General features: G+C 59.9%; 19 protein-coding genes. 9 read left to right on the forward strand and 10 right to left on the reverse strand.

Features of this window, described 5'->3' with window-relative positions; translation table 11 throughout:
• Positions 1 to 72: 72 nt before the first annotated feature.
• The 3 genes from PSH97_RS12020 (at position 73) to PSH97_RS12030 (ending at position 3,261) form a co-directional block, all read left to right on the forward strand.
• A complete protein-coding gene (locus tag PSH97_RS12020; RefSeq protein WP_305449784.1) occupies positions 73 to 1,191 on the forward strand; it encodes a DUF3616 domain-containing protein in 1,119 nt (372 codons plus the stop codon).
• Positions 1,192 to 1,272: 81 nt separating this feature from the next.
• A complete protein-coding gene (locus PSH97_RS12025) occupies positions 1,273 to 2,775 on the forward strand; it encodes an aldehyde dehydrogenase family protein (protein ID WP_305449360.1) in 1,503 nt (500 codons plus the stop codon).
• Positions 2,776 to 2,928: 153 nt separating this feature from the next.
• A complete protein-coding gene (locus tag PSH97_RS12030; protein WP_305449361.1) occupies positions 2,929 to 3,261 on the forward strand; it encodes a BON domain-containing protein in 333 nt (110 codons plus the stop codon).
• 72 nt (positions 3,262 to 3,333) lie between these two features.
• Here the strand turns inward: PSH97_RS12030 and PSH97_RS12035 are convergent, their stop codons facing one another.
• Together PSH97_RS12035 and cynS are read right to left on the reverse strand one after the other, a co-directional pair.
• Positions 3,334 to 3,993, reverse strand: coding sequence for a carbonic anhydrase (locus PSH97_RS12035; RefSeq protein WP_305449362.1), 660 nt, complete (start codon positions 3,991 to 3,993; stop codon positions 3,334 to 3,336).
• A gap of 105 nt (positions 3,994 to 4,098) precedes the next feature.
• On the reverse strand, positions 4,099 to 4,566 hold the full coding sequence (gene cynS / locus PSH97_RS12040) for a cyanase (RefSeq protein ID WP_305449363.1): 468 nt from the start codon (positions 4,564 to 4,566) through the stop codon (positions 4,099 to 4,101).
• A 119-nt stretch (positions 4,567 to 4,685) separates the two neighbouring features.
• Here cynS and cynR point away from each other — a divergent pair, with 119 nt between their 5' ends.
• Complete coding sequence (gene cynR / locus PSH97_RS12045) at positions 4,686 to 5,591, forward strand: transcriptional regulator CynR (protein ID WP_305449364.1); 906 nt, start codon at positions 4,686 to 4,688, stop codon at positions 5,589 to 5,591.
• Here the strand turns inward: cynR and PSH97_RS12050 are convergent.
• From PSH97_RS12050 to PSH97_RS12065, 4 genes are all read right to left on the reverse strand, one after another.
• Positions 5,577 to 5,876: a hypothetical protein gene (locus tag PSH97_RS12050; RefSeq protein WP_305449365.1), complete on the reverse strand. Its 300-nt coding sequence runs from the start codon at positions 5,874 to 5,876 to the stop codon at positions 5,577 to 5,579. The two genes, cynR and PSH97_RS12050, sit on opposite strands and share 15 nt — an antisense overlap.
• A 126-nt stretch (positions 5,877 to 6,002) precedes the next feature.
• Complete coding sequence (locus tag PSH97_RS12055; RefSeq protein ID WP_123719150.1) at positions 6,003 to 6,332, reverse strand: hypothetical protein; 330 nt, start codon at positions 6,330 to 6,332, stop codon at positions 6,003 to 6,005.
• A gap of 654 nt (positions 6,333 to 6,986) precedes the next feature.
• A complete protein-coding gene (locus tag PSH97_RS12060; protein WP_305449366.1) occupies positions 6,987 to 7,520 on the reverse strand; it encodes a GNAT family N-acetyltransferase in 534 nt (177 codons plus the stop codon).
• 176 nt (positions 7,521 to 7,696) lie between these two features.
• Positions 7,697 to 9,646: a DNA topoisomerase III gene (locus tag PSH97_RS12065; RefSeq protein ID WP_305449785.1), complete on the reverse strand. Its 1,950-nt coding sequence runs from the start codon at positions 9,644 to 9,646 to the stop codon at positions 7,697 to 7,699.
• A gap of 230 nt (positions 9,647 to 9,876) precedes the next feature.
• Here PSH97_RS12065 and PSH97_RS12070 point away from each other — a divergent pair, with 230 nt between their 5' ends.
• Positions 9,877 to 10,239, forward strand: a complete 363-nt coding sequence (locus PSH97_RS12070; RefSeq protein WP_205888645.1) for a DUF427 domain-containing protein — start codon at positions 9,877 to 9,879, stop codon at positions 10,237 to 10,239.
• Between the two features lie 66 nt (positions 10,240 to 10,305).
• Here PSH97_RS12070 and PSH97_RS12075 read toward each other — a convergent pair whose 3' ends face one another.
• Together PSH97_RS12075 and PSH97_RS12080 are read right to left on the reverse strand one after the other, a co-directional pair.
• Positions 10,306 to 11,928: an MFS transporter gene (locus PSH97_RS12075; RefSeq protein WP_305449367.1), complete on the reverse strand. Its 1,623-nt coding sequence runs from the start codon at positions 11,926 to 11,928 to the stop codon at positions 10,306 to 10,308.
• A 154-nt stretch (positions 11,929 to 12,082) separates the two neighbouring features.
• Positions 12,083 to 13,732: a GMC family oxidoreductase gene (locus PSH97_RS12080; protein WP_305449368.1), complete on the reverse strand. Its 1,650-nt coding sequence runs from the start codon at positions 13,730 to 13,732 to the stop codon at positions 12,083 to 12,085.
• 133 nt (positions 13,733 to 13,865) lie between these two features.
• On the opposite strand from PSH97_RS12080, the gene PSH97_RS12085 reads away from it, so the two are divergent.
• From PSH97_RS12085 to PSH97_RS12100, 4 genes are all read left to right on the forward strand, one after another.
• Positions 13,866 to 14,750 carry a LysR family transcriptional regulator gene (locus PSH97_RS12085; RefSeq protein WP_305449369.1) on the forward strand — a complete coding sequence of 295 codons (885 nt, stop codon included), beginning with the start codon at positions 13,866 to 13,868 and terminating at the stop codon, positions 14,748 to 14,750.
• An 86-nt stretch (positions 14,751 to 14,836) separates the two neighbouring features.
• Entirely contained in the window at positions 14,837 to 15,712 is an 876-nt protein-coding gene (locus PSH97_RS12090; RefSeq protein ID WP_305449370.1) for a sel1 repeat family protein, read from the forward strand.
• A 158-nt stretch (positions 15,713 to 15,870) separates the two neighbouring features.
• Positions 15,871 to 16,086: a DUF4287 domain-containing protein gene (locus tag PSH97_RS12095; RefSeq protein ID WP_305449371.1), complete on the forward strand. Its 216-nt coding sequence runs from the start codon at positions 15,871 to 15,873 to the stop codon at positions 16,084 to 16,086.
• Positions 16,087 to 16,526: 440 nt separating this feature from the next.
• Positions 16,527 to 16,886, forward strand: coding sequence for a DUF6124 family protein (locus PSH97_RS12100; protein ID WP_205888641.1), 360 nt, complete (start codon positions 16,527 to 16,529; stop codon positions 16,884 to 16,886).
• A 104-nt stretch (positions 16,887 to 16,990) separates the two neighbouring features.
• On the opposite strand, the gene PSH97_RS12105 is transcribed toward PSH97_RS12100, so the two are convergent.
• Entirely contained in the window at positions 16,991 to 18,367 is a 1,377-nt protein-coding gene (locus PSH97_RS12105) for a sensor histidine kinase (protein ID WP_305449372.1), read from the reverse strand.
• Positions 18,364 to 19,026, reverse strand: coding sequence for a response regulator (locus tag PSH97_RS12110; protein WP_305449373.1), 663 nt, complete (start codon positions 19,024 to 19,026; stop codon positions 18,364 to 18,366). Before PSH97_RS12110 ends, PSH97_RS12105 begins: the two co-directional genes overlap by 4 nt.

Consider the following 19,026-nt stretch of genomic DNA (forward strand, 5'->3'; position numbering starts at 1 on the left):
GCGCCCGATGACCGCTACCGTGAAGCAGGCATTCTTTGACTCACCCGAACGGGTGAAGGGGTGGGTGACTTCATGGTGAAATTCGGTTCCGCGGTTTTAGTCTTCAATGAGCCGGACGCTCATTTGCGCAAAGGGTTGTCCGCCGTGGTCCAGATTGGCAACACCCTGTGGGTCGCCAATGATGAATCCTTGACGCTGGAGCGCTTCACCCTGCGTGAGCGCGCCGGTGCGGGCGAGTTGTTGTTTGACCAGCACAAACAGTTCTCGCTGGGATCCCTGTTGGCGCTGCCGGTCATCCCTAAGGATGGCGAGGAATTCGTTGAGGCAGACCTGGAAGGCATGAGCTACGACCCCGACACGGGGTATCTCTGGATTGTGGGGTCTCACAGCCTGATACGGAAAAAAACCGATAGCACCAAGTCCCTGAAGAAAAACGCCGAGCGTCTGGCAACTGTCAGCCGCGATGGCAATCGTTTTCTCCTGGCCCGGATTCCGGTGATCGAAGAAAACGGGACGTTCACGTTGGTGAAGAGCACCGCCAGCGATGATCGAGTCGCTGCCCAATTGGCCGGCAATCGACTGGGTAACGAACTGCTCGATGAGCTCAAGGACGACGAGCATCTGGGGGCATTCCTGCACATTCCCGGCAAGGACAACGGGTTTGACACCGAAGGCCTCGAGATCAACGGCAAACGTGTTTTTATCGGGTTGCGGGGGCCGGTGTTGCGGGGCTGGACAATTATTCTGGAGGTCGAACCCGAGGACCATCACAAAGCCGCCCACACGCTGACGCTGAAAAAAATCGGGCCTGGAGGGCGAAAGTATCGAAAGCATTTTCTCCAGTTGGGCGGGCTCGGCGTCAGGGACTTGTGCATCGATGGCGACGACATGTTGATCCTGGCCGGGCCGACGATGAACCTCGACGGGCCTGTCAGCGTATTTCGATGGCTCGACGGCGCCAGGCCAACAGAGGAAAGTTTTGTCTTCAGCGAACAATTGACGCCGGTCCTGGAGGTTCCTTACGGGCAAGGCGAGGATAAAGGCCGCGATCATGCCGAAGGACTGACCTTTATCAGCACCGCGGGCGTCGAAGAACCCTTGTTGCTGGTGGTCTATGACGCGAGCGCCGCGTGGCGCAAACAGGGGAGCAATCGCCTGGAGCAAGATGTATTTCGACTGGCGAAAAAGTAACCGACTGCGCCCCGGTGAATGACGCTTCACGGATTTTCCTATACATTTTCTGGCCGCTCCCCTGCATGGTGAAACCGCTTCATGTCTCTTGCGCTCGAACGTCTAGTCGCTGGCACGCCGATCCCTTTTGCCGGTAATCGTGTCACTGTCGTCAGCCCCGAACTGGCGGCGCGCTTTCAGCCCGGCGACCATCTGCTGGTGGAGCAGGTCAGCGGCGAATTGTTGCTGATCCCGGTGGCGGACCAGCAAGCGGCGGCGGTCGCCATCGAACGCGCCGAAGCGGCGTTCGCGGCGATGTCCGGCGTCTCGGATCAAGCCATCAGCGAGTTTTTCGATCGCTTTGCGCAACGCCTGGAAACCCCGGAATGCTGGGCCTTGATTGCGGCCGCCAACCTGGCCGACATAGAGCGCGCCAAGGCGCGCGGGCGTTCCACCACGCGGTTGCTCGCCGATGACCGCATGCGCGGCGACATGATCGCCGGCCTCAGGGCCTGGCGCGATGCCCCGGCCACCCGCGGCAAAGTCGTGAGCTGCGTCGAGCACGACGGCTGGAAAGTCGAGCAAGTGGTGTCGCCGCTGGGTATTGTCGCGTTCGTGTTCGAAGGCCGGCCGAATGTCTTTGCCGACGCCGCCGGTGTATTGCGCACCGGTAACACCGCGGTGCTGCGCATTGGCAGCGATGCGTTGGGCACCGCCCAGGCCATCGTCACCTATGCATTGAACCCTGCATTGGTTGACGCCGGATTGCCGAGCGGTGCGGTGTCGCTGGTTGAAAGCGTCAATCACGCCGCCGGTTGGGCGATGTTCGCCGATCGGCGTTTGTCGCTGGCTGTGGCCCGTGGTTCGGGACGTGCGGTCAGCCAGTTGGGCAGCATCGCCCAGCAGGCCGGCACTGCCGTCAGCCTGCACGGCACCGGGGGTGCATGGCTTATCGCCGACAAGGACGCCGATGCCCAGCGCTTCGCCGCCGTGGTGCGCAACTCGCTGGACCGCAAAGTCTGCAACACTCTGAACGTTTGCCTGATCCACCGCGACCGCGCTGCCGAACTGGTGCCGCTGTTTCTCGACGCACTGCAACAGGCTGGCACCGCTCGGGGCCAGGGCTGCAAGTTGCATATCGTCGAGGGTAGCGAGCAGCATTTGCCAACCGATTGGCAGACCGCGAGCGTCGAGGTGTACCGCGCCGAAGGCTATCAGACCGAAGCGTTGGCCGAACCGCTGCCCGAGGATCAATTGGGTCGCGAGTGGGAATGGGAGGAAACCCCGGAAGTCAGCCTGAAGATCGTCGACGACCTGGACCAGGCCATCGCCTTGTTCAACCGCTACAGCCCGCAATTCACTGTGTCGCTGATCAGTGAAGATGCTCCGGCGCAGGAGCGTTTCTACAACGCTGTCAACGCACCTTTTGTCGGCAACGGGATTACCCGCTGGGTCGATGGACAGTACGCGCTGAACAAGCCAGAACTGGGGCTTTCGAACTGGGAAAGTGGACGCCTGTTTGCGCGCAGCGCGATTCTCTCGGGGGATGGCGTGTTTACCATCCGTAGCCGCATGACCCAGACGGATCTGTCGGTCAAACGCTGAGACGCTCCCATAGGATTTGCGTCGCTTTTATTAACTTGCCCGCATCAGGGACAGCCCTCCGACCGAGGGCAACGGCACGCACTATACTTAATATGTGTCCGTGTCTGCACGGGGACGGACAGCGCATCTGATTACGTGTGAGAGGATTGCGCCATGAAACTTCATTCCTTCCAACATTACTCCCATGGTCTGGAAACGGTCGTTCACGACGCGTGGATTACCACCCGGGTGAAGTCGGCCCTGACATTGGCCGATACCACCCTTGGCCTGAATGTCCATGTCAAAACCCATGCGGGCACGGTGGCATTGAGCGGTCGCGTCAACACCCATAGACAGTGTGAGCAGGCTGTTGCTGTGGCACGTTCGGTTCCTGGTGTCGTCAACATCGATGCCAGCGAATTGCTCACCCATGTGTTCACGCCAGGGCATCCTCCTGAAGCGCCCAACGCTGAAGACACACCTGAGCGTCGGTCGGACGACAAATGACAGCCTTGTGAGCATCGCATTGGCGGTTATAACGCTGCGCCAAGCCTGGCGCAGCTTGTGCGGGCGACACCTTCAGGCGGCTTCAACCGTTTTGCCGTGCACGGCGCAAGTGCCCGGGTGTTCGGCCAGCGACACGAAACTGTGACTGTCGGTATCCAAGGCATCGACCGAACCGGTCTCAATGTCATAAACCCAACCATGCAGGTTCAGCAGGCCTTTTTCCTGGGCCAGACGCACGCTCGGGTGAGTCTGGATATTCGCCAGTTGGGCGATGACATTTTCCCGGACCATCGAACTCACCTTGGCTGCGTCGCTGGCGTGAGGGCGGGAATCGTTGATTACCTTGGCCGACTCGGCGTGTTGCAACCAGCCACTGACGGCGGGCAGGTGATCCATGCATTTGCACTGGGCGATGGCGGTCATGGCGCCGCAATCCGAATGCCCGCAGATCACGATGTCCGTCACACCCAATACCGCGACTGCATATTCGACCGTGGCCGACACGCCGCCGGGATGCGGACTGTAAGAGGGCACGATGTTGCCGGCATTGCGCACTACGAACAGTTCGCCGGGCTCTTGCTGGGTCAGCAGTTCCGGCACTACGCGGCTGTCGGAGCAGGTGATGAACAAGGTGCCGGGATGCTGGGTGGTGGCCAGGTGTTTGAACAGGTCGGTACGTTGTGGGAAAGCTTCTTTCTGGAACTTCAATAAACCGTCGATAAGCGCTTTCATGGCGGACTTCCTTGCAATGAATGAGGGGGCGTAGCAGCTGCCGAGCCTGCGAGGCTGCGTTCGGCAGCTGCTACGGGGTATCGCTTGCTAAAGGTGGCCAGTTACTTAGAACGGACGCAGCGGCAGGAATTTGCCGTCCAGGGTAATCACGGCACGGGAACCGCCTTCCGGGTCTTCGACCTTTTTCAGGTCCAGCTTGAAGTTGATCGCGCTGATGATGCCGTCGCCGAACTGCTCGTGAACCAGGGCTTTGAGCGTGGTGCCGTAGATCTGGATCATTTCGTGGAAGCGGTAGATGGTTGGGTCGGTCGGGACACCCGAGAGGCTGCCGCGCAGCGGAATGATCTGCAGGCGGGCCACGGCGTCGGCGTCCAGTTCGAGTTTCTCGCCAATCACCTTGGCGGCGGCTTCCGGCAGCGGATGCTGGCCGAGCAGGGCTGCGGTGACGTAGGCCAGGCCCAGGCCGGTGCCGTCGGTCAGATCCTGCCAGGACAGATTTTTGCGCGCCTTGGCATCGAGGATCGAAGTGGTCAGGGCCAGACTTGGGTCCTGGTAAGCGTGGGACTGTTGCATGGTGTGACTCCTATCGGTTGTGGCTGGAAAGTGGAGCCATCTTCGGTCGATTGATCCATAGCGTCCAAGATCGGTATACAATGCTTTGCATAAGTCTTGCCTATAGATGATGTGCCCCCATGCTGCTCCGACATTTGCGCTACCTGCTGGCGGTCGCCGACCACGGCGGCTTCACCCGCGCCGCCGAGGCGTTGTACGTCTCCCAACCGACGCTGTCCCAGCAGATCCGGCAACTGGAGGAAACCCTGGGCGTCAGCCTGTTCGACCGCACCTCGCGCACGGTCAAACCGACCGATGCGGGGCTGGCCTATATCGAAAGTGCCCGTCGGGTGCTGGTGGAACTTGAAGCGGGGAAACGCGCACTGCATGACGTGAAGGATTTGTCTCGGGGCTCCTTGCGACTGGCCATGACGCCAACGTTCATGGCGTATCTGGTGGGGCCGTTGGTGCGCGACTACGTGGCGAAATTCCCGAACATCCATCTGCAGATTTTCGAGTTATCGATGGATGACATCGAGGCCGGGTTGCTCGATGACTCGCTGGACATTGCGATTGCTTTTACACCGGTGAGGAGCCCCGATATCGAGTGCGTGCCGGCGTTTGTCGAGACCTTGGGCGTGATGGTCGGGCGCAGTCATCCGTTGTACGAGCGCCAGAGCCCGCTATCGCCAAAGGAGGTGACGCAACTGGAGTTCGCGTTGCTGACGCCGGATTTCATCACTCGATCCTCCATCGACGGGTATTTTCGGCAACAGAACATCACGCCCAAAGTGGCAGTCGAGGTGAACTCGGTGAGTACGCTGCTGGAGGTCATTCGCCACGCGCCGATGGCCACCATCCTGCCGGAACCCATCGCCACTGCGGAACGGGCATTACGCAAAATTCCGCTGCTGGGGGAGGCGCCCAACCGAGGGGCCGCGCTGCTTCGGCGCAAAAACAATTATCACAGTGCGGCGTCGCTGGCCTTTATGGACCTGGTAATGGGTGCGGCTGCGGTCGAGTCGGCGAAGTCAGTCATCCACTGATTGGCACAGCCCATTGGGAGCCTTGCCGGTGGAGGACACGGTCACCGAATCGTCATCGGCGAGGATGATCGTAATCGTGATGCCCGAACCCTTGGCTTCGAAGCGGCGATCGTTGATGGCTTTGGTTTCCGCCACTTTACTGTTGATCAATACCGGGCCGTCCTGATCCGCATGGACGACGACTTTGCCGGGGCAGTCCACATCGAATGAGGGAATGCCAGGGAGGGTGTTCGCATGAGCAACATTCGCCATCGCGAACACTATGAATATCAGGATTTTGTTCATCGCAAGCCTCCAGAAATCCAGCAGGGCATAGTGTTAACCATAGCTTTGTTTGGTGCGCACGAGACAAACGAAAAGGCCCCGCTCGATATTCCGAGCGGGGCCTTCTTTCATTACTGAGAGGGGATATCAATACAACCGATCAATCACCCGAACTTCGTTCTGGTTCTGCATCGATGCCCACGCCTGTTTCAGCGTTTGCAGCACATTACCGATGAAGTCCTTGTCGGCCGCGGCTTTCTTGCCGACATAACCCTGGCCGCGACGGTACATCTTCAGTCGGGCGAGCAGGTTCTGGTTGCTGCGGTCGAACTCTTCTTCGTGGGCATGGGGCGACAGGCAGTCGATATGAACCTGGCCCGATTTGCTGATCCACAGAATATGGCTGTCCTGGCTGTCTTTTTGCGCAGCGAACAAACGAGCCAGTTCATCGATAGTAGGTTGATTGTTCAGATTCATTGTAAGCCCCTTGACCATTTGGTGATCTTTCAAAGTTGATTCGCTAATACAAGTAGCCCATCGGTTAGTTGATCCCTGGCACCGAAACCAGGACGTCAGCGGTCGGCCGTCAATACGACGGGGTCCCGCGTCTGCTGCATGTAGTCGTGTTGAATAACTGCTACGCAATAGCGTCACAACGAAGAGAAGCAGCGAAAACCTGGAGGCCACTGCCGACATTTTCAGGGTCGGCCACAAGCTTCATGAGGATTGATCGCCAGCGCTTCTCGTCCTTTGTACTGGACGTTCAGGCCAGGTCAGCTTCTTCAATCTGCCTTGTGGGCAGCGTGTATCCGGGAAAAACAGCTCGGCGGTCAGACGAGCTTGCTCAAACGTGTTGCCTGTACTCCCGATCGGGGAGATGTCTGCATCATGCAAGGGCAAATCGGAGGCGTCAACGGTTTTGTAGTGATTATTTTTGTTCACTACATATTGTCGGACAAAGTGGTTTTGGAATTAGAAAGTCAAGCGTGGCTGGCTGTGGCTTCGCTGGAATCGTCAAGATCGCAGCCTTCCGTAGGCGTGACGCTTGCCCGAGAAGAACGATGACGCGGTCTAGCAGTTTGTCCGTGTGATGGCCTTCGCGGGCAAGCCTCGTTCCTACGAGACTGACGCCTACCCCGTCGGAGCTGCCGAAGGCTGCGATCTTTTAAAGCGGTAAACGGTACACGGATAACCGTCGATCGGCAGGTGATGCAGTGTGAATTCACCGCCCGTGAGATCAGGTATCACCTTGGCCCAGAACAGCCGTGCAGGCTGGTTGGCGTCGATGTGGAAAATCTGCCATTGACCGGGGAACCGGTTCAAGAGGGCAGAGACGACAAATTTCGCGACGCCTTGGCCACGAAAGCGTCGACTGATAAAAAAGTAGCCGATGTTGTGTTCGGCGCCGACGATATGGGTTTCGTTATCCACGGTCACAAAACCGGCAAGTTCGCCGTCAACCTTGATCAGAAACGGTTTGGTTGCGGGATTGCGCCAATAATCAAGCCTGGGCTGGATGTTGAAGAAGCCATGTTCCCCGAGTTTCAGCGGCAGCCATTCGCTGAAGTCATACACGTAGAACTGCATCAGGTTTTCGATGGTTTCCAGTTCGTCGCGCTGAGTGGCGTGCAGTTCTATCGCGGGCTGGCTTCTGATTGTCGTCATGGTCGTACCTTTCAGAAAGCAGGGCTGATGCCTGATGCGCCGCAGAACCTGTAGGAGCGAGCGGTGCGGCGATCCGACTTGCCCGCGAAGAAGGATAACGCGTAATACCCGAAAACCGCGGTGACTTCTTCGCGGGCAAGTCACGCTCCTACAGGTTTCGATTCGTTGCAAGTGCCTTAAGCCTTGCTCGCCGGTTTCGCCGCCCGTTTGGCACCGGTCGAGGGCTTGCGTTTGGCCGGTTTACGTTTGTTTTTCCACGGTGTGGCGCCACGCCCGGCCGGGCTTGCCGGCCCGCTGATGGTCAGGTTCAGGCCAGCGCAACGTGCCACCTGCTTGCTCATCCACGCAGCCTGTTTGGTGACGAATTCTTCCAGGCTCATTTCACCGCTCTGCACCATGTCCAGGGCCTGTTCCCAGATCGCCGTGGTGCCGGGATCGGCAATCGCGCGCGGCACGGCGTCGATCAGGCTGAACGCTGCCGGCGTCGCGGCCAGGGCCTTGCCGTTCTTGATCAGGTAGCCGCGGTCCAGCAGGCCCTGGATGATCGAGGCGCGGGTGGCTTCGGTGCCGATGCCGGTGGTGTCCTTGAGCTTTTGCTTGAGCAGTGGATCTTCCACCAGTTTGGCGACGTTCTTCATTGCCTTGATCAGATCGCCTTCGGTGAACGGTTTGGGCGGCTGGGTCCAGAGGTCCTTGAGCTTCACATCGGCCACCGCGCAGTCACGCCCTTCGGCCAGTGCCGGCAGTGTTTGCGGTGCGGGTGCTTCGCGGCCCTTGGCTGGCGCGAGAGCCTCGGGCAGGGCGCGTTTCCAGCCGGGCTCGACAATCTGCTTGCCCACGGCGCGCAAGGCTTCACCGGCACAGTCGAAGTCGGCCTGGGTCCGGTCGTATTCATGGTTGGGCAGGAACTGCGCCAGGTAACGCGCACGAATCAGGGTGTAGACCGCCCGTTGCTTGCCTGCCAGGCGGTCGAGGTTTTTCGCCGCAGCAGTGGGGATGATGCCGTGGTGAGCGCTGACCTTGGCATCGTTCCAGGCCCGTGAGCGGCGCTGGGGCTCCAGGTGGTCGTGCAAGGCGTTCAAGGCCGGGTCGGCCTGCCGGAGCGCCGCCAGAATACCCGGGGCTTCGCTGTGCTGACTCAGCGGCAGGTAGCCGCAGTCGCTACGCGGGTAGGTAATGACTTTGTGGGTTTCGTACAGCGCTTGGGCAATATCGAGGGTTTCCTGAGCCCCGAGCCCGAGCTTCTTCGAACAGACTTCCTGCAACGTGCCCAGATCGAACGGCAAAGGCGCGACTTCGCGCATCCGCTCGGTGCGCAGTTTGATCACCCGAGCGCTCGCCGCACCGCTAATGGCTGTAGCCGCTTTCTGAGCCAGCGCCTGATTCAGGCAGCGGTCCTGATCGTCGCAAGCGTCGGAGGCCGCACGCCACTGGGCGGTGAACGCGGCGCCGTCGTGCAGCAGTTGCACATCGATCGCCCAATAAGCGACCGGGACGAAATTGGCAATGCTGCGGTCGCGATCCACCACCAGCCGCAAGGTCGGCGTCTGCACCCGACCGACCGGCAACACACCCTGATAGCCGGACTGACGCCCCAGCAGGGTGAACAGCCGACTCATGTTCATCCCGATCAGCCAGTCGGCCCGGGAGCGCCCCAATGCCGAATGATAAAGGCTGAACGTCTCGGCCCCCGGCTTGAGCGCCGCCAGTGCCTTGCGGATCGATGCATCGTCCAGCGCCGACAGCCACAGTCGCCGGATCGGCCCGCGATAACGGCAATGCTCCACCAGTTCCCGGGCGATCATTTCGCCCTCACGGTCGGCGTCGGTGGCAATCACCAGTTCACTGGCCTCGCCGAGCAAACGCTTGACCGCCTTGTACTGGCTGGCGGTACGCGGTTTGACGGTCATCTTCCATTTTTCGGGAATGATCGGCAGATCCGCCAGCACCCAACGCTTGTAACGCGCGTCATAGGCATCTGGCGGTGCGGTTTCCAGCAGATGGCCGATGCACCAGGTCACCGTGACGCCCGTTCCCAGCCAGCAGCCGTCGCCCCGACGCTTGGCACCGAGCACGGCCGCGATGTCTTTGGCCTGGGAAGGTTTTTCACAGAGGTACAGCTGCATAACCACCATCATCGATCAGTGTTCGAGAGGTGCACAGAATGGCGGCTGATGAGCGATGGAGCAATCTTTATCTGTATGGATGTACAGCTTAAGCTGTTGCGGGTGATGACAGCGGTCAATCCAGCGACTGAAGCACGCTCCCGTTCGGCTGCGAAGTGCTCGCGATGCTTAAACATGGGGTATACCTGATGGGTCACGGATACAGCGCAACAGCAGCAGAGGTCCTATCCATGAAAGCCCCTGGTCCTGGTAAACCCATCACCATCGAGCCCCAACCCGGCTGCGTGGTAGTGAAGTTTCATGGCATTCAAGTGGCGTCGTCCACTCGGGCGCTGGTCATGCATGAGACCAATTATCCTCCGGTGTACTACATCCCGCGGGAGGACATCGCCGAACAGTATTTCGCCCGCACCGACCACACCAGCTACTGCCCGTACAAGGGCGATGCCAGCTATTACAGCCTGCAGATCCCCGGACATGAAAGTGCCAATGCGGTATGGAGCTATGAGCACCCCAAGGTGTCGGTTGCGCAGATTGGCGGGTATGTGGCGTTCTATCCTGAGGAAGTGACGTTTGAGGTGCTCAAAACCTGATGTGCAGAAAGCATTTTGTGGCGAGGGAAGTTAATCCCTCGCCACAAACCAACCTCCCGTTAGCTTTCAGTTTTTATCCAGATCCACATTCTTCGTCTCACGCAAACACATCATCCCCACCACCAGGCTCACCCCGGTAATCACCACCGGGTACCACAGCCCATAGAAAATATCCCCGGTGTACACCACCAGAGCAAACGACACCGTCGGCAGGAAACCACCGAACCAGCCGTTGCCGATGTGGTAGGGCAGGGACATGGAGGTATAGCGGATGCGGGTCGGGAACAGTTCGACCATCAGTGCCGCCAGCGGGCCGTAGCACATGGCGGAGATGATGATCAGCGCGACGATCAGCGCCACGATCATCGGTTTGTTGATCAGCTGAGTGTCAGCTTGCGACGGATAGCCGGCCAGGGTCACCGCGCCGCGCAGGGCAGCCTCATCGTAGCCGTCGATTGTCACCTCGCCGATGCTGACCTGCACGGCGCTGCCGGCCGGAGCCGCTTCGCTGTTGTAGGGCAGGCCCTGTTTGACCAGGAAGGTTTTGACCTTGTCGCACGGGCTATCAAATTTTGCCTTGCCCACCGGGTCGAACTGGAAGGTGCAGGTGGCCGGGTCGGCCAGCACGGTGATCGGTGCCTGGCGGCTGGCCTGGTCGATGGCCGGGTTGGCGTAGTGGGCGATGGACTTGAAGATCGGAAAGTACAGCGCGGTGGCCAGCAGCAGGCCGATCATCAGCACTGGTTTGCGCCCGACCTTGTCCGACAGCCAGCCAAAAAAGATGAAGAACGGCGCGCCGATGATCACGCTGACGATCAGCAGGCTGTTTGCCAGCGCCGGGTCCATTTTCAGGAACTGGGTGAGGAAGAACAGCACGTAGAACTGCGCGGCATAGAAGGTCACCGCTTGCCCGGCGTTGATGCTGAACAGCGCAATCAGCACCACTTTAAGGTTGTCCCATTTACCGAAGGAATCGCGCAGCGGCGACTTGCAGAGTTTGCCTTCCTCTTTCATTTTCACGAACGCAGGCGACTCGTGCAGGCTCAGGCGAATCCAGGTCGAGATGCCCAGCAGCACGATCGAAAACAGAAACGGAATGCGCCAGCCCCAGACTTCAAACTGGTCACCGGTGAAGTAGCGGCAGCCGAGCACCACCAGCAGCGACAGCAGCAAGCCGAGGGTGGCGGTGGACTGAATCCAGCTGGTGTGGAAACCGCGTTTGCCCATCGGCGCGTGTTCGGCAACGTAAGTGGCCGCGCCACCATACTCACCGCCCAGCGCCAGACCCTGGAGCATGCGCAGCACCACGAGGATGATCGGCGCGGCAATGCCGATGCTTGCGTAAGTTGGCAGCAAGCCGACACAGAACGTTGCCAGGCCCATGAGGACGATAGTCGCGAGGAACGTGTATTTGCGCCCGATCATGTCCCCCAGGCGTCCGAACACCAGCGCGCCGAACGGCCGCACGATGAAGCCAGCGGCAAACGCCATCAGCGCAAAGATGAACGCCGTAGTGTCGTTGACCCCGGCGAAGAATTGTTTGCTGATAACCGCCGCGAGGGCGCCGTAGAGGAAAAAGTCGTACCACTCGAACACCGTCCCCAAGGAGGAGGCGAAGATGACTTTCTGGGTTTCCTGACTGGTGCCGGCGCTGCGGACGGCTTCCAGGGGCTGAACATGTTCTGACATATCGGTATCCCTCACAGTGATTGTTTTTGTTGTTCCACTGGTGTTGCGTGTTCCTTGCAGGGGGTGATGCTCGATGTCCGTGAATCTAATGCAATCCCTGTGGGAGCGGGCTTGCCCGCGATGGCGGTGGTTCAGTCAACAGTGATGTTGAATGTCACACCGTCATCGCGGGCAAGCCCGCTCCCACAGGGTTGGTGTTTACAACAGAATTGAGGATCAATTGCGCAGCTTTCTCGGCAATCATCAACGTCGGCGAGCAGGTGTTGCCCGAGGTGATGCGCGGCATGATCGAGGCGTCGGCGATGCGCAGGCCGGGAATGCCGTGGACGCGCAGCTCGGCATCGACCACCGCGTCTGCATCGTTGCCCATCCGGCAGGTGCCCACCGGGTGGAAAATCGTGGTGCCGATCCGGGCGGCGGCTTCGTGCAATTGCTCTTCGCTCTGCAAGCTGGCGCCGGGCAGGTACTCGACCGGTTTGAAGGCTTGCAACGCGGGTGCCGAGACGATGCGACGAGTCAGGCGGATGGCATCGGCCGCCACTCGCAAGTCTTCGGGATGGCTCAGGTAGTTGGGTTGAATCAGCGGCGCTTCCCGCGGGTCGGCGGAGCGAATGTCGATCCGGCCACGGCTTTGCGGGCGCAGATCACAGACCGATGCGGTGAAGGCGGGGAAGGCGTGCAGCGGCTCGCCGAAACGCTCCAGCGACAAGGGTTGCACGTGGTATTCGAGGTTCGCCGAAGTCTGCTCCGGCCCTGAACGGGCAAAGGCACCAAGTTGGCTCGGGGCCATGGACAGCGGGCCGCTGCGGTCATACAGATAACGCAGGCCCATGCCCATCTTGCCCCACAGCGTGCCGGCAATCTGGTTCAGGGTGCGGGCGTTTTCCAGTTTGTAGATCAGCCGCAATTGCAGGTGATCCTGCAAGTTGCCGCCCACGCCGGGCAGTTCATGGGCAACGCCGATGCCCAGTTTTTGCAGCAGCGGGCGAGGGCCGATGCCGGAACGCTGGAGGATGCCCGGTGACCCGACGGAGCCGGCACACAACACGATTTCCTTATGCGCCTTGAAGGTTTTCGCCTGGCCTTGCCAACGTGCGCCGACCGCCGAAGCACGGCCGTTTTCCAGCAGCACGCGGTCCACCTCGACGTCGGTCAGCACCGTCAGATTGGCGCGCTGGCGGATTGGTTTGAGAAATGCCTTGGCCGCGTTCCAGCGGATACCGGCTTTCTGGTTGACCTGGAAATAGCCGCAGCCTTCGTTGTCGCCCTGATTGAAGTCATCGATGCTGGCGATGCCGCTTTGCTCGGCCGCTGTGCGGAAGGCATCGAGGATCGGCCACGACAGCCGCTGGCGCTCGATCCGCCATTCGCCGGCAGCGCCGTGAAATTCCGAGTCGCCGGCAAAATGGTTTTCGCTGTGTTTGAACAGGGGCAGCACGTCTTGCCAGCCCCAGCCGGGATTGCCCTCGGCCGCCCAGCCGTCGTAGTCGCCGGCCTGGCCGCGCATGTAGATCATGCCGTTGATCGAGGAACAGCCGCCGAGCACCTTGCCGCGCGGGTAGCTCAGGGCGCGGCCATGCAGGCCCGGTTGCGTTTCGGTCTTGAAGCACCAGTCGGTGCGTGGGTTGCCGATGCAGAACAGGTAACCGACGGGGATGTGAATCCATGGGTAGTTATCGCGGCCGCCGGCTTCGAGCAGCAGCACGCGGTGTTGCGGGTTGGCCGACAGTCGATTGGCCAGCAAACAACCGGCCGGCCCGGCGCCGACCACGATGTAGTCGTATTCATCAAGGGAAGTCTGCATCCCTGACCTCGTATTGTTGTTCTTGTTGTCGGTCATCCTAGTTGTTAGCTTTCGTTAAAAGAATGTTAGTTTTTGCGCAGCTGCTGTGCGTTTTTAAACAGCGTCGTTAACGGCATAACGTCAAGGATGGTTCATGTTCGACTGGAATGACCTGCGGTTTTTTCTCGAATTGCAGCGCAGCGGCCGCTTGCTGACCGCCGCTCGGCGTTTGAACACCACCCACGCCACCGTGGCCCGGCACATCGAAGCCATCGAAAAAAGCCTCGGCACCGCGCTGTTCGTGCAGCATGCTCAAGGCTACGAATTGACCCCGGCCGGCGAAGCGCTGCTCAAACACGCCGAAGCCATGGAAAACGTCGCGCTGCTGGCGCAGGAAGAAATCACCCAATCATCCGCACCGCTGGGCAAGATCCGCGTCGGGGTGACGGAGGGGTTGGGCATCATGTTCCTCGCCAACCGCATGAACGGCTTGTTCGAACGCTACCCGGGGCTGGAAGTGGAACTGGTGGCAGTGCCGCGCTTCGTCAGCATCCTCAATCGTGAAGCCGAGATCAGCATCCACCTGGAACGCCCGGCCGCCGACATGCTGGTCACCCGCAAACTCACCGATTACCGACTGGCGCTCTACGCCAGCCAGGCCTACCTGGACCGCTCGCCGCCACTACGCAGCCGCGAAGACCTCGGTCGCCATGCGTGGATCGGCTACGTCGACGACTTGCTGTTCAGCCAGGAACTGATGTTCCTCAACAGCTTCTGCCGCAACCCCCAGGTGGTCTTTCACAGCACCAGCGTCATCGCCCAGCAACAGGCCGCGCGCTCGGGCCTGGGAATCGCCGTGCTGCCGTGCTACATGGCCAGTACCGACCCCGAACTGGTGCCGTTGTTGCCGGACGAAAGCATCCAGCGCAGCTATTGGATCAGTACGCGGCGCGAGCTGCACAAGTCGGTGCGGTTGCGGGTGCTGTGGGATTACGTGGTTGAATTGTGTGAGCGTGAGCAGGGGTTGTTGTTGGGATAGTTTGGCAACCCAATCCCTCGCCATAGGTTCAGTGACTCATTTTTTCTTCATGACGGCCGATGAAATTGGGACGATTGATGCAATCCATGAGCAAGGCTGTTTTTTTACTGGTGCTCACGGCCCTCATTGCAGGATGCCAAGCTACTCCGCCCACTCCTCAGGACGACTTTCAAACCGGCCTCCGTTGCAGGCTTCTGCTGGCTAAAAAAACCATCACCGCGGAGCAGGTCGAAGACATCCGCGAATCCAGCGAGAACGGCAACCTCCTGTGTAAACTCGTGCTCGGCTTTCTGTACGAAACTGGCCAGGGCGTGCCGCAGGACGTACATAAAGCCAAGACCTTCTATCAGTCCGTGGCCGTCGGGAAAGCAGCAGGTTATGAACAACTGGCTCGCATGGCGGAAGAGGGCATTGGCCAGGCGCCCAACCTTGTTGAGGCCAGGCAGTTTTATCAGTTGGCCGTCACCAGACCCGGAAATCTGGACAGTGAGGCCAAGTTGGCCCAATTCATGGAGGACGGCAGAGGTGGTCCGCAGGATCTGAAAGGGGCGCTGGCGCATTACCTGAACGCCGCCAGATACGTCGACGATGCTCCATGGCAAGGCGTACAGCGGCTACGCGATAAGGGTCTGGTTCTGTCGGCCGAACAGGTAAAGCACTACAACGGAATATGGGTCGATAGCCTCGATAAAAGCCTCACCCGTAAGGCATTGGACGTTGAGCAAGCCCTGGCGAAGCAGATCAAGTCAGGCGCTGCCGGCAAACCGGTCACGCTACAACTGATAGGCAACCCTGGTTCCGTTGTGCCCCAAATCTCTGTGCTGGAAAGCTCGGGCGATAGTGCTATCGACCAAGCGGTGCTGAAAGCCATGAGCGATTACCGGTTCTTCGACGAGCCGATATTGCCCGTGGGTCAGAAGACCTGGCAGGCGACTGTCAGCGTCGACGCGGGGTTGAAGTGACAGGCTCCAAAGAACACAACTGAACGGGTCGCAATGATAAGTCGGGTCGCGTGAGGGCGGAGCGGGGTGGTTGCCGGGATAACGCCTGGCGTCCAATCTATGGCGTGACGACAAGGAGCGTTATCCGACACTCCGTCGCGATAAAGGGAGCTTGCAACATGACCGACGATACAAAAACCAAAGGCCCGGCGTCGTATTTCCCATCAATCGAGAAGAAATACGGCCAGCCAATCGACCACTGGCTGGATCTGCTGGGAACAGTGAGCGGCAAGAAGCATATGGAAATGGTGGTGTGGCTGAAGGCTGAACACGGTATGGGGCACGGGCATGCCAATGCGTTGGTTGCGCATTATCTGGCGAGCGCTAAAAAGTGAGTGAGTAGGCTTTCGGGTAGGGCGGGAAGGGCACAGATTGCAATTCCTGGCCCAACCCATCAACAGCTCGCTCACAGTCCATTTAAACAAGAAAAATCGCGATCGTTTAAATGAAGCTTGCCGTTACCATCCAAAGGCTACGACGCCTTGCGCCACCCCCTACACGTAAGACAGAATCCGCCGGCTTGTGCGCCTTGGGCCCGCTCGGTAACTTGATTCCCGTCACTGCCCATCAGTGATCGGGTTTAGTCGCCCGCGTTAACTCAGTTGTGCGTGCATCTGTCATGCAGGTCTTTCATTCCTGTACTTGATGGTAGCTGTACGTAGGGCGCCTTCGGGCGCGCCGGATTTCTGAGTTTCCCGGTCGACTAACCTGCGTGCAGCTGCCTCCCCTCTCGTTTAGTCGCAAGAGGGGTGGCACCCAATAGGAAACTCAGAATATGTTCAAGGTCACACCCAATCCGCCGGACACCGATCCGGTCTCCCCGTACGAACCCGATTCAAAGAAGCTCAACGAGGCCGCCGAGCGGGCTCTGAACTTCCACTTTCCGTCGAATGCCGACATCAAAGCCACCGCGCGTAAACCCAGCAGGTTGTTTGCCGTGGCCCCGGAGGCCACGGCCGAAACCCTGGCGGTTTTTCTGGTCGAGACCCTGGCCTCGGTCGATGTGATGGTCCATCAGTTGGTGGATCATCTGGAGGGTGAGTCGCGCTACGCCCTGCTGGGTATTTCAAACAGCATCATGGTGGCGGAGATCACGGCGAACCGGGTGTTGGATAAAATTGATCTACCCAAGTAGGCGCGGTCTGTTGGGGTGAGTGACTGACGTTGGGCTGTGCAGCGGTCCCTTTTTTGGGGCCGCTGCGCAGTCCAGCGGGAGCGAGCTCCCTCGCCACAGAGTGTTCAACGGTGCTGGCCATCGGGAATCGACAGGGTCGCCCGCAACCCGCCTTCCGGCGGATTGACCAGCGTAATCCGCCCACCCAGCCGCGTCGCAATGGTGCTGACAATGGTCAGCCCCAACCCTGCGCCGCCGGTATTTCCACGGCTGTAAAAACGTTCGAACAACCGTGCGCGATCCGCTTCGTCGATGCCCGGCCCCTGGTCCTGGACGCTCAAGTTGTAGAACCCGTCCTCCTGGCTTAATTGCACGGTGATGACGCCATGCTCCGGCGAGAAATTCGCGGCGTTGGTGACCAGATTGTTCAGGGCGATGTCGATGTCGGCGGCGTCGGCGAGGACTTCAATAGGCTGGTCATCGACGTCGAAGGCCAGTTCCAGGTTCCTGCTCAGTAACCAGGGCGTGAGCTGGGCCAGGCTGGCGCGCACGGTTTCGCTCAGATCAATACTGTGCAGCACCGGCGCCACGGCCTTGGGTTCGAGACGGGCCATGGTCAGCAGCTGATTGACCAGGCGGCTGGTGCGGTCGACCCCGGCAATCAGAAACGCCAGAGACTCACGACGCTCCTGTTCCGTGCCGGCTTCCAGCAGGTTTTGCGCATGCACCCGCAGCACGGCCAGTGGCGTGCGTAATTCGTGGGCGGCGTCGGCGATGAAGCGCCGCTCACGGCCAAGCACCTCTTGAATTTGCGCGAGCATGCGATTGAGCGCCGCTTGCATCGGTTCCAGTTCGCTGGGCAACGGGGTCAGTTGCAATGGCTCCAGAGAACCGCTGTGCCGTGCCCGCAACGTCGCCGCCATATCGGCCAGGGGTTTGAGCCCCCAGCCAATGGCCAGCCAGACCATGGCCGCCAATATCAGGCTGCCCAGCACATTGGGCCACAGGGTATGACGCACGATCCGGTCGACCAGGTCCGCACGCACGTCGTCCCGTTCACCGACCCAGATGCGCAGGTCATTCTGTTTGTCTTCGAGCATGAACACCCGCCAATGGCGGTTGTGCAGATCCACCACATCGCTGAAACCGGGTTTCGTCGGCGGCGCAGTGAAGGAGGGCGCACTGGCGGTGTGCACCAGCACTTCGCCCTTGCGATTCCACACCTGAAAGGCAATTTTGCTTTCATAGGGATGACCATCGACTCTCGGCACCGCTTCACTCAAGGCCTTGTTGAACGCTTGATACAGTTCGGCGTGTTCATTGCTGGCCAGCGGCATGCGCATCACACCCTGCAACAGCCGGGCGTTCTGGGCCAGTTGGGCGTCGTAGACTTCGGCAATCTCGTGATTGCTGTCGTGCAGGTTGAGCACGCTGATGATTGCCAGACCAGTGAGCATCAGCCCGATGATCAGCGTCAGGGTGCGACGCCGGATCGAAGTCATCGACGCTCCTCCACCAGGTACCCGACACCGCGAATGGTGCGGATCAGGTCGGTGGAGAATTTCTTGCGCAGGTGATGGATATGCACTTCCAGGGTGTTGCTTTCGGCTTCTTCGTTCCAGCCGTAAAGCAGTTGCATCAGGTGATCGCGAGTCATGACCCGGCCCGGAGGCGAAAGCAATTCGTGGAGCAATTTATATTCCTTGGGCGTCAGCGCCACCGGCTCGCCTTGATAGCTGACTTGCTGGGTGCCGGGGTTCAGGCTGATGCCGGCGTGTTCGATCAGCACTTGGGCGCGCCCGGCGCTGCGTCGCAACAACGCCCGCAGGCGAGCCTTGAGTTCGGCCAGGTCGAAGGGCTTGATCAGGTAGTCGTCGGCCCCGGCATCCAGCCCGGCGATGCGGTCTTCGGTGGCATCCCGGGCGGTGAGGATCAGTACCGGCAGGTTGGAGCCGCTTTCACGCAGGCGACGCAGCACTTGCAGACCGTCCATGCGCGGCAGGCCGAGATCGAGCACGGCCAGGTCAAACGTCTCGCTGAGCAGTGAATGCAAGGCACTGCTGCCGTCTTGCAGCCAGTCGACGGTGTAACCCTCACGGCCCAGGGCCTGATGAATGCCCTCGCCGAGGGCCACGTCATCCTCGATCAGTAATAAACGCAC

The organism is Pseudomonas cucumis (assembly GCF_030687935.1).
Taxonomy (GTDB): Bacteria; Pseudomonadota; Gammaproteobacteria; order Pseudomonadales; family Pseudomonadaceae; genus Aquipseudomonas; species Aquipseudomonas cucumis.